Origin of the sequence: Limnobacter sp., from assembly GCF_036846585.1 — a bacterium.
In the GTDB taxonomy this organism is placed as follows: Bacteria; Pseudomonadota; Gammaproteobacteria; order Burkholderiales; family Burkholderiaceae_B; genus Limnobacter.
Window position 1 is genome coordinate 15,099 of record NZ_DAIUBR010000034.1, and the last position, 14,790, is coordinate 29,888.

At 52.4% G+C, this 14,790-nt stretch carries 14 protein-coding genes; 2 read left to right on the forward strand and 12 right to left on the reverse strand.

Annotated elements, in window-relative coordinates:
• Positions 1–11 precede the first annotated feature (11 nt).
• Both flhF and flhA read right to left on the reverse strand, forming a co-directional pair.
• Entirely contained in the window at positions 12–1,298 is a 1,287-nt protein-coding gene (gene flhF, locus V7028_RS13130) for a flagellar biosynthesis protein FlhF (protein WP_334120533.1), read from the reverse strand.
• Positions 1,295–3,313 (reverse strand): flagellar biosynthesis protein FlhA, encoded by a 2,019-nt coding sequence (flhA, locus tag V7028_RS13135; protein WP_334120546.1) that lies wholly within the window; start codon positions 3,311–3,313, stop codon positions 1,295–1,297. The genes flhF and flhA overlap by 4 nt, the downstream gene beginning before the upstream one ends.
• Here flhA and V7028_RS13140 point away from each other — a divergent pair.
• On the forward strand, positions 3,312–3,563 hold the full coding sequence (locus tag V7028_RS13140; protein WP_334120534.1) for a hypothetical protein: 252 nt from the start codon (positions 3,312–3,314) through the stop codon (positions 3,561–3,563). The genes flhA and V7028_RS13140 overlap by 2 nt on opposite strands.
• Positions 3,564–3,593: 30 nt before the next feature.
• Here V7028_RS13140 and flhB read toward each other — a convergent pair whose 3' ends face one another.
• The gene (gene flhB / locus V7028_RS13145) at positions 3,594–4,724 is read right to left on the reverse strand and encodes a flagellar biosynthesis protein FlhB (RefSeq protein WP_334120535.1); all 1,131 of its coding nucleotides are present in this window, start codon (positions 4,722–4,724) and stop codon (positions 3,594–3,596) included.
• 78 nt (positions 4,725–4,802) lie between these two features.
• Between flhB and V7028_RS13150 the strand changes: the two genes are divergently transcribed.
• Positions 4,803–5,186, forward strand: a complete 384-nt coding sequence (locus tag V7028_RS13150; protein WP_334120536.1) for an Hpt domain-containing protein — start codon at positions 4,803–4,805, stop codon at positions 5,184–5,186.
• Positions 5,187–5,242: 56 nt separating this feature from the next.
• On the opposite strand, the gene V7028_RS13155 is transcribed toward V7028_RS13150, so the two are convergent.
• From V7028_RS13155 to flhD, 9 genes are all read right to left on the reverse strand, one after another.
• Entirely contained in the window at positions 5,243–6,988 is a 1,746-nt protein-coding gene (locus V7028_RS13155; protein ID WP_334120537.1) for a methyl-accepting chemotaxis protein, read from the reverse strand.
• Positions 6,989–7,131: 143 nt separating this feature from the next.
• Positions 7,132–8,952 carry a chemotaxis protein CheA gene (locus tag V7028_RS13160; RefSeq protein WP_334120538.1) on the reverse strand — a complete coding sequence of 607 codons (1,821 nt, stop codon included), beginning with the start codon at positions 8,950–8,952 and terminating at the stop codon, positions 7,132–7,134.
• 36 nt (positions 8,953–8,988) lie between these two features.
• The gene (locus tag V7028_RS13165) at positions 8,989–9,735 is read right to left on the reverse strand and encodes a protein phosphatase CheZ (protein WP_334120539.1); all 747 of its coding nucleotides are present in this window, start codon (positions 9,733–9,735) and stop codon (positions 8,989–8,991) included.
• Positions 9,736–9,769: 34 nt separating this feature from the next.
• Complete coding sequence (cheY, locus tag V7028_RS13170) at positions 9,770–10,159, reverse strand: chemotaxis response regulator CheY (RefSeq protein WP_334120540.1); 390 nt, start codon at positions 10,157–10,159, stop codon at positions 9,770–9,772.
• Positions 10,160–10,168: 9 nt separating this feature from the next.
• Positions 10,169–11,098, reverse strand: coding sequence for a chemotaxis protein (locus V7028_RS13175; protein WP_334120541.1), 930 nt, complete (start codon positions 11,096–11,098; stop codon positions 10,169–10,171).
• Between the two features lie 31 nt (positions 11,099–11,129).
• Positions 11,130–12,098, reverse strand: a complete 969-nt coding sequence (gene motB / locus V7028_RS13180) for a flagellar motor protein MotB (RefSeq protein ID WP_334120542.1) — start codon at positions 12,096–12,098, stop codon at positions 11,130–11,132.
• A gap of 15 nt (positions 12,099–12,113) precedes the next feature.
• Positions 12,114–12,977 carry a flagellar motor stator protein MotA gene (gene motA / locus V7028_RS13185; protein WP_334120543.1) on the reverse strand — a complete coding sequence of 288 codons (864 nt, stop codon included), beginning with the start codon at positions 12,975–12,977 and terminating at the stop codon, positions 12,114–12,116.
• A gap of 324 nt (positions 12,978–13,301) precedes the next feature.
• The gene (gene flhC, locus V7028_RS13190; RefSeq protein WP_334120544.1) at positions 13,302–13,865 is read right to left on the reverse strand and encodes a flagellar transcriptional regulator FlhC; all 564 of its coding nucleotides are present in this window, start codon (positions 13,863–13,865) and stop codon (positions 13,302–13,304) included.
• A 76-nt stretch (positions 13,866–13,941) separates the two neighbouring features.
• A complete protein-coding gene (gene flhD, locus V7028_RS13195) occupies positions 13,942–14,259 on the reverse strand; it encodes a flagellar transcriptional regulator FlhD (RefSeq protein WP_334120545.1) in 318 nt (105 codons plus the stop codon).
• Positions 14,260–14,790 lie beyond the last annotated feature (531 nt).

A 14,790-nucleotide genomic window follows, 5' to 3' on the forward strand; every position in this document is an offset into this window, starting at 1 on the left:
ACCATGAAAGTTTAAATGCCAGTCGTGGAGACTTGGGCCATTTTCCATTTCAATTCTTCGCTCGAGGCTTGAAAGGCCTGGCTGCTGCGCGAACGCATGGCGCGGTGCACCAACACTCGGGGATCGGCCGGGAACAAGTCTTCGGGCACGCGCTGACCAGTCGCAATGTATTGCAGGGTCAGCTTGTGACGCATGACCACATCGAGCACACCACCAATTTTGATGGCTTCGTCCAGTTTGGACAAAATCGCACCACTCAGGCCTGTGCTTTTGTAATGGCGCACCACATCGTCCAGCGTTTCCGGCTGGCTGGTGGCGTTCAGAAGCAGCACACGCTTTACATGGCTGTCGGTCAGTATTTTGGTTTGTTCGGACACACGTGAATCGCGCTGGCCCATGCCCACGGTGTCGATCAAAATCAAACGCTTGCGTTGCATACTGTTGCGCAATTGCAGCAGGTCTGCATGGGTTTGTGCGGTGTACACCTGCACGCCCAGAATTTTGCCGTAAATGCGCAGTTGGTCTTGTGCGCCAATCCGATAACTGTCAGTGGTGATCAAACCCAGCGAATCAGCGCCGTACTTGACCACGCAACGTGCCGCCATTTTTGCTGTGGTGGTGGTTTTTCCAACACCCGTGGGGCCCACAAGTGCAAATGTGCCGCCGGTTTCAACAATGTCTTTGCTGGCGGGTACCACGCTGAGGTTTTTCTTGAGCACATTCATGGCCCAATCCTGCATCTGGGTTTCGGACAGGCCTGACGGCAGGTTTTCAACCACAGTGCGTGCAAACAAAGGCGAGAAACCCGATTGGGTCAACAGGTTCCACAACTCACCGCGCTGGGGATTTTTTTCCAGCCCATCACGCCAGGTCATCATGGCCATTTGATCTTTCAACAACTGGCGCATCTGTTTGATTTCATCCAGCACGGCGGTCTGTTCATTGACCATGTCGTTTGCTGGCAGGGCCCTCTGCGCGACCTGTTCCACCACCGGGGTTCGATTAATCAGCACATCGCGTTGGGCCGCCACTTGCTGCGCAACGCGCTCAGCCGGTGTGGGCTGGCGATCAGGTTCCCCAACGGCAAGCTGGGCGCGATCGGCTTTGGTCCACGATGCTGGTGCTGGGGCTGCTGGCTTTTCAGTGACCATGTCCAGATCGTGAGATGAAGCTGCCAGCACTTCAGTGCCTGCCGCGGTTTGCTTGGTCGACAAAATAATGGCGTCCTCGCCAAGTTCAGCACGCAGCTTTTGTAATGCCTCCCGCGTGGTGGGGGCTGTGAATTTTTTCAGCTTCATGCTTTCGCTCCTACGACTTGCGCAACGCGGATAGTTCGGTTTTCGGGAATTTCACTGTGCGACAGCACCCGAAGATTGGGTGTGGCGCGCTTTAACAGGCGGGCCATGGACAAACGCAATGCATCAGGCACCAGCAACACTGGGCTTTGACCCAGCTGTTCCTGACGACCTGCGGCATCCGCAGTTTGGCGGGCCAGGGTTTCTGCCAGATTGGGGTCAATGCCCACCTGGTCATGCCCAGCCGCAGAATGGGCATGGGTAATCATTTGCTCAAGCTTGGGTTCCATCACCAACACGTTGAGATCGTCGTTGGTACCCGCCAAGGCCTGCACAATGGCGCGGCCCAGTGCGATGCGCACGACAGCGGTCAGTTCAAGCGGATTCTTGGTGCGAACGCCATTTTCAAGCAGGGTTTCAAAAATGGTCCGCAGGTCGCGAATGTGAACACTTTCTTCCAGCAGGTTTTGAAGCACTTTCTGAATAACGGCCACATCCAGCAGCTTGGGGGTGAGGTCTTCCACAACCTTGGGCGACGACTTCGCACAATGGTCCAGCAACTGCTGGGTTTCCGTGCGACCCAGCAACTGGGCAGCCGAGGTTTGTAAAATATGTGACAGGTGAGTGGCCACCACAGTGGAGGCATCAACCACGGTGTAACCCGCCGCATTGGCTTTTTCTTTTTGATCGTCAGAAATCCACACAGCGGGCAAGCCAAATGCGGGGTCTGTGGTTTGTGGACCGGGCAATTGCATGGTCACACGGCCGGGGTTGATGGCCAGGTGCTGGTTCGGGAATACTTCGCCCTCGCCCATGCACACGCCTTTGAGCAAAATACGATACACAGAGGGGCGCAGTTCCAGGTTGTCACGCAGGTGAACAGCGGGTGGCAGGAAACCAATTTCCTGTGCAAACTTTTTGCGAATGGCTTTGATGCGTTTGAGCAGGTCGCCGTCTTGTTTGTTGTCCACCAGGGCGATCAAACGGTAGCCCACTTCCAGCGCAATGGTGTCGATGGGCACAAGGTCGTCCCAGGTTGCTTCTTGTGCCTCGGTGGTGGCGGCCTTGATTTTTTCCTGGTCTTCCGTGGTTGAAACCACTTTTTTGATATTGCCTTTGGTCGACAAGTGATATGACAAATAACCAAATCCCGCGGCCAACAGCAGGAATGCAAAACTGGGCATGCCGGGGATAATGCCCAACAAACCCATAATGCCTGCGGTAATGCCCACAGCCTGGGGCGACTTGAGCAACTGACTGGCCAACTGGGTGCCGATGTCCTGGCCTTGACCCACACGGGCCACAACCAGACCGGCTGCGATCGAAATAACCAGTGCGGGCACCTGGGCAACCAAGCCGTCGCCAATGGCCAACAACACGTAATTGGTACCTGCGTCGGCGAAAGTCATGTCGTGCTGCATCACACCCACGGCGAAACCGCCAATGATGTTGATGATCAGGATCATGATACCGGCCATTGCATCGCCACGAACGAACTTGCTGGCACCGTCCATTGAACCAAAAAACTCGGCTTCCTGACTTACTTCGGCGCGGCGCTTGCGGGCTTCGTCTTCAGCAATCAAACCGGCATTCAAGTCGGCGTCAATGGCCATTTGTTTGCCGGGCATGGCGTCCAGGGTAAAGCGTGCGGACACTTCAGCAATTCGGCCAGCACCTTTCGTGATCACTACAAAGTTGATCAACATCAAGATGACGAACACCACAATACCCACAGCCAGGTTGCCACCCACCAGGAAGTGGCCAAAAGCTTCAATCACCTTGCCGGCAGCATCGGGGCCTTCATGGCCGTTCATCAACACCACGCGGGTGGAGGCCACGTTCAAGCTCAGGCGCAATAGCGTGGTGACCAGCAAAATGGTGGGGAATGCAGCGAAGTCGAGCGGGCGTGTGGTGTACAGGCTTGCGACCAGCACCATGAGGCTGAGCGCGATGTTGAATGTAAAAAACAGATCGAGTGCGAAAGGCGGTACAGGCAAAATCATCATGACAAGAATCATGATGATGAAGATGGGTGCGCCCAAGGTTTTTGCCTTTTCGCCGCCCAAGCCTGCTTTTATAAAATCTAGTGAAAATGCGGAGGAAGCCACAGTCCCGCCCATCAAGTGGTTAACGGTTCAATTATGGGAAACTTTAGCTTTTCTCAATGATGGAATTGAGGGTGAATTACCGCCTTATTGTGGATTGGATTGCTCGCCTGCAGATTCTTTTACCCCAATCGGAGTGGGGATCAAGCAACCCACTGCCTAGTTGGCCAGAAAACCGTAGCCGAGTAGCAAATCAAACCGCCGGCCCTGGATCCATGCCTTTCGGAATGTCCGCATCACCTGGCACTTCAACCAAATGCGCCCTTCCCTCGGCCAAGGCATACACATAAGCCAGCAACTTGGCCACAGCCGTGTACAAGGCACCGGGAATTTCCTGCTCAAGGTCTACGTTGGAATACAAGGCACGGGCCAACGGCGGTGCTTCCACCATGGGTACTTTGTGTTCCTTGGCCACTTCCCGAATTTTCAGGGCCAGTGGGCCAATGCCTTTGGCGACCACGCGCGGCGCACCTTTGCCATCCTTGTCGTATTTCAAGGCCACGGAATAGTGGGTCGGGTTGGTGACAATCACATCTGCATTTGGAACAGACGCCATCATGCGTCGGCGTGCCGCTTCACGCTGCATGCTCTTGATCTTGCCTTTCAAATGCGGATCACCATCCGATTCTTTTGATTCGCGCTTGAGTTCTTCAAGGTTCATGCGCAAACCCTTGTAATAGCGCCACAACTGGTATGGCACATCAATCGATACAATCAACAGGAAAGAGATTGCCAGAATCAGGGCGTCTTTGATGGTGATGCGCGCCGTCTCGGCCATGCCGTGTTCAAGAGGCATGGCGGACAGTTGCGTGAACTCACCAAGGTCCTGCATCAACAGCAGGTAACCAACCCCGCCCAGCACCAATGTTTTCAGTATGGCTTTGACCAGCTCAGCCAATCCATTGACCGAGAAAATATTCTTCAAACCCTTGACTGGATTCAACTTGGAAAACTTTGGTTCCAGCGGTTTGGTGGACCAGTTAAACCCACCCACCATCACATTGGAAAAAATGGCGGCAAACACCACCACCAAAAAAAGTGGCCCAAGAATAACCAGACTTTCCTGAAGCATGGAAACCCATTTCAAACCCATGTACTTGGTATCAAAGGCGTGCGCACGTTCCAGCACAAGACCTTGTCGCATCAGCTTTTCACTTTGCCCCACCAATTCGCCGCCCATGGAATACAGCAAACCAACCCCGGCAAGCAGCACAACGCCCCCGCCCAGTTCTCTGGATCGGGGGAGATTGCCTTCCTCTCGCGCTTTACGGATCTTCTGTTCCGACGCGGGTAAGTCTTTTTCCTGATCGGTTTCTTCTGCCAAAGCAGCACCTGTGGTGTTGGAATGTTCTTATTATGAAAAGGATGGGTGCAATTCAAAACCCCGAATTGAGCGGGTAACATGACACTACTTGAAATTGAAGGCGACAACACCATGCAATACGACCCACGCGAGGCGTTGATCCGCCTGGACAACGACGCTGCGTTAATGACCGCGCTGATTGCCGTGTTCATCAAAGAATGTCAGGGCTACATCAGCCAGCTGCAAGCCGCCTGCGAACGTCAGGACCTTCAGGGATTGGGCGAAGCGGCCCACACTGTGAAAGGGTCTGCAGCAGCCATCGGTTTTGAAACGGCCCGCAGGTTGGCCGAAGACCTGGAGGTGGCCTGTCGTCAATCCGGCGTGAAAAGCATTGCCAGCTTTGAAAACAGCACTTCAAGGCTGATTGACGTACTACAAAACTGCGAAGCGCCCTTGAAACTGTGGGTTAACAATATTCAGTGAACATAAAAAAAGCCGCGACAGTGCGCGGCCTAAAACGGACCCCTATCCGTCATTCGTCAGTCTTTGATCAATAGCTCGGGACTAAAGCCCAGGCGTATGCCACCCCAGTGGCGCCCATTGATTTCAATGGGCAAAGACAAATCATTCAACACTTCGCCGGTGTCGCGGCGATAGGTTTGCAGCAACCAGGGCGACAGGTTTTGCGCAGCACGCAAACCCACGGGGTCACTAAACATACGCTTGTCGCGGCTTTCCACCAAATCTTTTTTCAAGTCGCCGGTCAATGGACGTGAATACTTGCTGTTGTGGGTGGGCGCATAACCTTTGCGGTCCACACACAGCGAAAATACCGAACCCGGCACATTGGCCACCAATTGGTCGTACGCGCCCTGAAGCTGACGCTCCACAGCACGGTCGTAACGTGTGCTGTACTTTTGCGGATTGGAATTCGGAATGGGTTTGTAGATCTCATCAAAAATGTCGTGCCCGTTGTCCATTGCGTCGATCAGAATATTTTTACATTGCTCGCGCGCCAACAGAGCCTGCTCGATAATCTGCTCGTATGCGCCCTTGCCAATTTTGAAACGAGCAACCAGTTCCTTAATGCGGTCTGTGGCAGTGGCCAATTCGGTACTCGATTTCTCGGATTCAGTGGTTTGAGTAATAACAGACTGCGCCGTATCGCGAATCTGCGAGGCCATTCCCGACACTTCCATATTGATTTGCTTGACGGACTGCACTTGCTGCGTCACGTCATTGATCTGGACACTCATTTCCTCAAAACTGTGCACCATGCCAGAAAACTTGGCAGACGAGGTGCTGACAGTTTGCTGCCCTTTTGTAATGCTTTTGTTGATTTCGCGGGTTTCTTCCTGTGTTTCGCCCACCAGTTTCAGCATGGAAGAAATATTCCCACGGATTTCGCCAGTGGCAGACTTCACACGTTCAGCCAGACCACGCACTTCATCGGCCACCACAGCAAAACCACGACCCTGCTCGCCGGCACGCGCCGCTTCAATGGCTGCATTCAAAGCCAACAGATTGGTTTGGTCGGAAATGTCGTTGATCAATTTGACAATGTGTTCAATGCCCTTGCCGGTTTGCGCAAGCTTTTCAACCGTGTTGCCAAAGCTGCTCAAACTGCCAGACGCCTGATTCATTTCATCGGCCACGCTGAGTAATTCCCGGTAAGAGGAATTCACGGTCTCCAGATGCTCACCAGTGGCTGTGGACAAATAATTCGCGCTGTTGGAAACATTTTCCATGGCCTGCGACGCCATGTCTGCTGCCTGAAAAATTTCGGTGGTGATGCTGCCCTGCTTCTCCGCAGTGCGGCTTGCGTCCTTCAGACTGCCGGATACACGAACAGATTCCATTGAAACCTGGGACGTCATTCTGCGAATTTCATGAATCAGATCGCGCAGGCGAACCATGAATGCGTTGTAGTTTTCGGCCAGATCACGAAGCTCATCCTGAGTCACTGTGGGCAAATTCACCGACAAATCGCCTTCACCATTGGCCAGTTGATCCATTCGGTCACTGAGCAAATGAACCGGACGCACAATCAAGTGGCGCAGGTACACAAACGCCCCGGCGCAGGCCAGCAGAGTGAACCCTAGAGACATTCCCAGAATCAATCGGAATTCGCTCATTTGTACCGCATCGAGTTTGCCGATGGCCCAGACATACAGAACCAGATAAGCAATCAGCACAACACTTGCAATGCCCATGACATTGCCAAACAATTTCCGACTGAGGGTGTAGAAAAAACTTTTCTCAATCGAGCGATACAGTGAACTCATGAAATATACTCCTTGCCCCCGGCTTGATTCGCCGAGTGTGTAAATTAGATTCGCGGCGTGCGCTGTTGTCTGATTATCACGGCTGAAGGGACTACCCAAACTGGCTAGAACGAGTAGAAAAGCACCTTAGTTCTTGTCACAATCTACAACTTTCCTTCAATCAGTTCACGCAACTCAAGCACCAGCACCAGCAAGCCTTCACCTGACAAAGTTGCCCCTGCAACACCCTTGGGTTTGATCCCCTCCAAGGGTTTGATCATGACTTCATCCTGACCAACCAAAGAATCGACTGCCAGAATGCAGGCCCTGTCGCCACTAACAGCCAACACACCCACCTTGGGGCCGGGATTTGATTCACGGCCAATCAATGTTGCAAGATCGAGCAATGGAATAACCTCACCGCGAACCACCATGGTGGGCTTTCCACTGACAAACTGCACCCTGTCTTCTTCAATCGGAATAATTTCCCGTACGCTGGACAAAGGCAACGAATAAATTTGTTCTTCAAGCTTCAACATCAACACTGGCAAAATGGCCAGGGTCAATGGCAACAGGATGGTAATTTTGGAACCATGCCCCGGTTCAGATTGAATTTCGATCCGGCCATTGAGGCGTTGAATGTTGGTTTTCACAACATCCATGCCAACACCTCGCCCGGAAATGTCTGAAATTTGATCTTTGGTAGAGAATCCAGGCAGGAAGATTAGTTGCAGGCTTTCCTGCACACTTAACTGCCCGGCCTCTTCGGAACTGATCAGCCCCTTCTCGACTGCCTTTTCACGAATGATCTCGGGGCGCATGCCTCGACCGTCATCCTGGATTTCAATCACGATGTGATCGCCTGTCTGCCGGGCCGACAGGTTCACGATGCCCTTCGGATTTTTCCCGCACGCAATACGGTCTTCAATGGTTTCAATACCATGGTCCACCGCGTTACGCACCAAGTGAATCAGAGGGTCATTCAGTTCTTCAAGAATGGACTTGTCCACTTCGGTTTCTGCGCCTTCAATAACCAGTTCCACGTCCTTGCCCAGTTGGCGCGACACATCACGGGCCAGGCGACTGTACTTCTGAAACACGCGCCCAACGGGTTGCATACGGGCTTTCATGACTGCAGATTGCAGATCGGAAACCAGCATGTCCAATTGGCCCACCACTGTGTCGAGGGACTTGATCAAGTCATCATTAACCACACCCGCGTTGATCGACTGGAACAAACAACTCAAGCGGTTTTTGGTCAAACCAATTTCACCGCTCAGGTTCAGGATCTGGTCAAACCGTACCGTATCTACGCGAATGCTGTTTTCCTTGGCTGTGGTTGTAGCTGGGCCTGCGGCCTTGGCTTTGGATGCGGGCGCCTTGGGGCGAACTGCCGCTGCGGCCTGTCTTGAAATGGCTTCTGTTGCCATGCCTGTGCTCAATGCGGCCTGCTCCAGTTCACGGGGCGCAACACCCACGACCGCTTCATACAATCCGGCCCAGTCCAGATCATCTTCGGCTACGACGGGGCTGTGAGCTTGTTCGCTTGCAGTCTGAATCGCAACTTGTTCCACTACCGCAGCGGCTGCCACAGTTCGACCCTCAATTGCAGCGTCCAGCGCATCCAGCAATTCAACAGGTGCCGCACCCGGCTGGTGACCATTGCGCATTTCACCAAACATGCGGTGCACTTCGCCGGTTGCAGCCATGATGGAATCCATCATTTCCGCATCCAGAAGAAGTTTTTTGGACCGAAGCTTGTCGAACAGATTTTCGGTTTTGTGACACAGCTCAACCAGGTGTGTTGCCTCCAGAAAACCGGCACCACCCTTGATGGTGTGGAATCCACGGAACACTGTGGCCAAAAGCTCGGCATCTTCAGGGCTTTGCTCCAGCTCCACCAGTTTGCTGTCCACGTCTTCCAACAAGTCACCGGCTTCTGTCAAGAAGTCGTGCAACAGTTCGACGTCACTGAATGCGCTCATTTGTATTCTCCCACTTCAGCCTGGTTGTTCGTGTTGTTAGAAGCCGAGGCTTTCCAGCAGGTCATCAACCTGACTTTGATTGCTGCACACATCAGTTCGTCCTTCCGCATTCATGGCCGGGCCATTCAGGAATGTTTCTTCAACCTGCTTGCGTTGATCGGCCGGCGTGGTGTCCAGCAGCAACTGAACAAGCTGTTCTTCAAGACCTTGCGCCATGTTGCCAATTCGATTGACCACTTGGCCGGTCAGGTCATGGAAGTCTTGCGCCATCATGATGTCGGTCAGGTGTCCACCCAACTGGCTGCTGGATTGACTGAATTCCTTGATGAACTCACGGTTCTCGCGGGCATGCGACTTGAATTCTTCCAGACTCATCTCGTTGTTGTAGAGCCGATCCCACTTCCGATCCAAATCAGCCGCGCGAGCGGACAAATCATCGTTCAACTTTTGCGATGCCTCTACGGCGGCCAACACTTTCTCTGCGGCCTTGCCAGTCAGGTCGGCAATGTAGTTCAGGCGTGCGCGTGCATCAGGCAGTGCATTGACCGCATGTTCAACGCTTTTGTCGTAACCCAGTTCACGAAGGGCATCGTGCAGTTTCCGGGTCAATGAACCAACACGGCGAAACACATCACGCGGCTCGTCTTCCGAACTGCCTTGACTTGCCGCCGGTACTTCGGACGCCTCAGGCACCTCTTCATCCCAAACACGTTGTTCTGCAATCTCGTCAAACAACGCTTCCAAATCGTCGTTGTCACCGCTTTTCAGGTTGTCTGGATTCATCCTTGCGACCTCTCTTCTTTTGCTGGTTTTTGGTTTATACAGACATCTTTGCGACGATCTTGCCCAACTTCTCTTCCAAGGTGGCCTTGGTAAAGGGCTTCACGATATAACCATTGGCGCCCATCTGCGCTGCGGTCACGATGTCTTCCTTTTTCGCCTCGGCAGTGACCAACAACACCGGCAGGTGTTTAAGCTCGGCATCTGCGCGAATGTTCTGAAGCAGCTCAAAGCCGTTCATGTTTGGCATGTTCAGGTCGCTGACCACGAAATTGAAATTGCCTGCCTTCAGCTTGGACAATGCAACCGCACCATCCTCTGCCTCGTCGGCATTGTTGTATCCAATTTCCTTGAGCAGGTTGCGTACAATTCGACGCATGGTCGAAAAGTCATCAACAATCAGGATTCTTAAATCTTCGGGGTTCATGCTTGCTCCTTACGCTGGGTGAAGCATTGAGGTAACCATCTGTGCCAGCTCTTCGGGGTGAAACTTGCCCACATAGGCGTCCACACCCACTTGCTGACCCAGCTTCTTGTTGGCCACGGAAGAAAGCGACGAATGCATTACGACAGGAATGCCTTTGAATCGTGGATCTTCCTTGATGTGGCGTGTCAAAACATAGCCATCCATTTCCGGCATCTCTGCATCAACCAGAATCAGTGACACCACGTCTTTGAGGTTTTTGTTTTCCTGCTCGGCACGGCCTGCAATGTTGCGCAGCTTCTCCCATGCCTCACGGCCATTGGTGGCGCTTTGGTATGGCAGGTGCAGCTTTTCAAGCACTTCCGTAATTTTCTTGCGGGCCATGTTCGAATCGTCTGCGAAAAACACAGGGTAAGGGTGATCCGGGCGCAGGCTGTCCATGTTGGGCACATCACCCTCGCCAATGACTTCGCCGAGAATCTGCTCAACATCCAGGATAGACACCAGTTTTCCATCCGGCAATTCAGTCAGCGCCGTGATCATTGCGCTTTGCGATTGCCCGATGCTTTGCGGGGACTTCACCTGCTCCCAATCCACGCGAACAATGCGGTCCACGTCCTGAACCAGAAAGGCCTGGGTGTGGGATGAGAACTCGGTGATAACCAGCTTGGTACGCGCCTCGCTGTTGTCCATGCGCAAGCACTGGGCAAGGTCGATGACTGGCAAAATACTGCCACGCAGGGAAATGATCCCTTCAACGCCAGCAGGCATGTTGGGTGTGCGCGTGATGGGCAAGGTTTCACAGACCTCGCGAACCTTGAACACATTGATACCGAAAACCTCGGTTGAGCCCAAAGAAAACAGGAGCAACTCCATTTTATTGGAGCCCGCAAGCCTTGCCTTCTCATCAATCATGTTCATCAAGCGGTAATCGTTTTGCATTGTGTTGCTCCTGACAGATAGACTATTTCTTTCAATTCGTATTCTCGCCGTTCTTCGGGAACGGCAATCCTTCAACTTTTGGCACCGGGGGCAACTCAATCAGATTCGGATCCTCTCCCTCATCCAGATTGGCCAACGCCCTGACAGCTTCTTCGGCGCGCTTGTTCATCACCACAATCGCGATTCGCCTGTTCACCGCTGCGTAGGGGTCTTTCTCATCCAGCGACACCGACGAAGCCAGGCCCACCACACGCAGCATTTTGTTGTCTGGCATGCCTGCCAGGGTCATCTCTCGCCGGCTGGCATTGGCCCTGTCAGCCGACAGTTCCCAGTTGCTGTAACCTTTGTTGCCTGCCGCGTACGGGGTTGCATCGGTGTGGCCAGACAAGGTCAACTTATTCGGCACCTGATTCAGCAACTTCGTCAAACTTCTCAAAATATCCTTCATGTAATCTTTCAGCACTGCACTGCCCGAATCAAACATGGGGCGATTGCGCTCATCCACAATCTGAATTCTCAAACCTTCGGGCGTAATGTCGAGCATGATTTGATTTTTAAACTGTTTCATCAAATCTGATGCGTCGATTAGGCCCTCTATTTCCCCCTTTAATTCCAGCAAGCGCTTGGCCTCTGCCTTTTCGAAGGCTTCGCTGGATGCGGTGGAGGTGGATGCGTTTGTTGCTTTGTCACTACTGCCGCTTTTTATCTGACCGACAGACCGCGACAAATCAGTTCCGCCAGCATCAATGATATTGGTGGCAGTACCCGATCCAGGCCCCCCAACCAACGCGACCTTCAAGGGTGACTTGAAGTATTCGGAGATCCCCCGCAAGTCGCCTTCCGAGGTGGAACCCAGCAACCACATCAACAAAAAAAACGCCATCATGGCAGTCACGAAGTCGGCATACGCAATTTTCCATGCGCCACCGTGGTGGCCATGACCACCCTTCTTGATTTTCTTGATTACGATGATTGGACGTTCTTCGTCAGACTTCGCCATGTTGCGTGTTTGTCCTTATTTGCCCTTGGTACTTTTCACGTGCTCTTCCAGCTCGATGAAAGTTGGCCGCTCGGTTGAATAAAGAACCTTGCGCCCAAACTCCACAGCCAGGGCAGGCGAGTAACCGTTCAAACTGGCCAGCAAGGTAGTTTTCACACACTCAAACGGCTTGGACGACTCGGCGATTTTGTGGTTGATAATGCTGGCCAGCGGGCCTACAAAACCGTACGCCAGCAAAATCCCCAGAAAGGTGCCCACCAGGGCAGCGGCGATCATTACACCCAACTCGGCGTTACTGACCTGACCCACCGAACCCATGACGTGTACCACGCCCATTACCGCTGCCACGATACCGAACGCAGGCAAACCGTCGGCCATTTGTTGAACCGCCGATTGCGGGGTATGCGCTTCCTGGTGGTGCGTTTCAAGTTCACCATCCATCAGGTTTTCGATTTCCATGGGGTTCAGGTTGCCACTGACCATCAAACGAAGGTAGTCGGTCATGAATTCAACAACGTGATGGTCGGCCAGCACCTCGGGGTACTTTTGAAACAAGGGGCTTTGATCCGGCTCTTCCACATCCGCTTCAATAGACATCAAACCTTCTTTTCTAACCTTGGTCAGAATTTCATACATCAAGGCCATCAGGGACATGTAAAAAGCCTTGGTAATTGCACTGGGTTTGAATGCACCACCCAAGGCTTTGCCGGTGGCCTTCAGAATGCTTGGTGTGTTGCTGACGACAAAAGCACCCAGCGCGCCACCACCAATAATCAATACCTCGACTGGTTGCCAAAGGGTTACCAGGTGACCGCCCATGAAAGCGAAGCCACCCAACACCGAGAAGGTCACAATGACAAATCCTATTGCTACTAACATGGGATGGGGTTCTCTGTTGGAAAGTGATTTTTCTGTATAGGTATTGTCGGCAGAATTTGTAAAATCTTTTGTCTGAATAAAGTGGCTTTTCTAGGCGATTTCAATGCATGACCACATGGCCCAGGGAATTTCACAATCCTTGGTGCTAGCCGTTTTAGGGGGGGAATACAAAAATGGCCAGCAACATTGGCTGACCATTGAATTGTTGAGAAACCCCCACTGCAGACCCGGAAGAGACAGAGGGTGGGAGGATGCAACCGGACCTTTAGTTGCAGCGGGGGTAAAAAGTAAGCCCTTCTCCCGCGGGCTTTTCAAACCACACAATCAGGCTTCGATGCTCGCCTCTTCGTTAAAAAAACGATCGGCGGCTGACTGACGCGTTTTCCCCGCGCGTGAAGGCATGTGACACAAACCACAAACATAGTCATTGACCAGTTCGTAGGTGTGAACAACAAAGCGGCCTTCACAATCCTTGCATTCGGTGGTGGTCAACATGCCTGCATCAAAAAACTTCACGAGGCGCCAGGCGCGCGTCAGTGACAACACTTCCGGCAAGCCCAGCTGGGCAATCTGTTCCAGGTACATTCTGTAAGCCTTGATGATGGCTTCAATGTCTTCGATGTCGGTGCTCTTGATCAGCGTCTGGTAAATATTAACAAACAGCGACGAATGAATATTGGGCTGCCAGGTCATGAACCAGTCGGTCGAGAAAGGCAGCATGCCTTTGGGTGGCGACTTGTGCTTCAGTTCCTTGTACAGCTTGAGCAAACGCTCACGCGACAACTGGGTTTCAGATTCAAGAACCTGCAAACGTGCGTCCAGGCGGATCAGCTCGGTGGCCAACTGGATTTGCGCTGCTTCGTCGATGATTGATTTTACTTTAGCCATGATTTTTTTGACCCCTGTCTGATGTCAATGTTGGGTGCGTGAATTCTTGTTATTACACCCGGATGTTTTTCGTCTTTTAAGCAGCCGTGTTAACAGCCTTGCCCGACATGATGATTGCGGCATGCATTCCAGACACGCTGCGATCTTTCGTGTGGCTGGTCAACAGGTTCCAAACCACCTCATCATCAAAACGGAAGCGGCACATCAGCATGTTACTGGATGCAATTCTCAACACCTGGGCGGTGGTGAGCTGGTCGATCAACTCGGCCACTTCGTCGGAAATACCAAGACGGAAAGTTGCTTCAGCGCGGTCTTCGCGAATCAATTGCTGGGCCAGCAGCAAATACGACAGGTTGGTTTCGCGAATCTCATCCAGCAGACGGGTACTTTTCATTTGAACATCCTCCAATTCAATCTCTGTTTTACTGCATCCCAAATTTGTGCCGTGTTTTGAATCACAGCGACAATTCCCTCATACGCATCATCGGTCGTTCTGTCGGCAACCTGAATCATCCAAGCTCTATTCATTCAGTCACCGGCCCGGCAATCCAAGTGTAGGAAGCCGCCTTACATGTACTTACTGTGCTCTAAATGGCCACAAAGGAGAATCACAGTTTGGGGGATCCCCCCATTCGTTCGAGCCCCCTTCGAATTGCCCCATTTGGTGGACACTAAGTTGTTAAGCACGTTGATTGGATAACGTACACCTTTCAAGAAAACTTGAGGGGATCCAGATTCGCCCCAAAGTGCATCACAAAAAAAACACCGGATTACGACGGGCGACAGGCGAACTTGAGGGTGGAAAAACAATATTTTTTATTTCACACCCAAGACCTAAAGTTTTAATTCCAGACATCGATAACAGGACATAAGGCAGCGCACGACAGTGCTTGACACTGAAGGCGACTGACCGATGAATCAAATT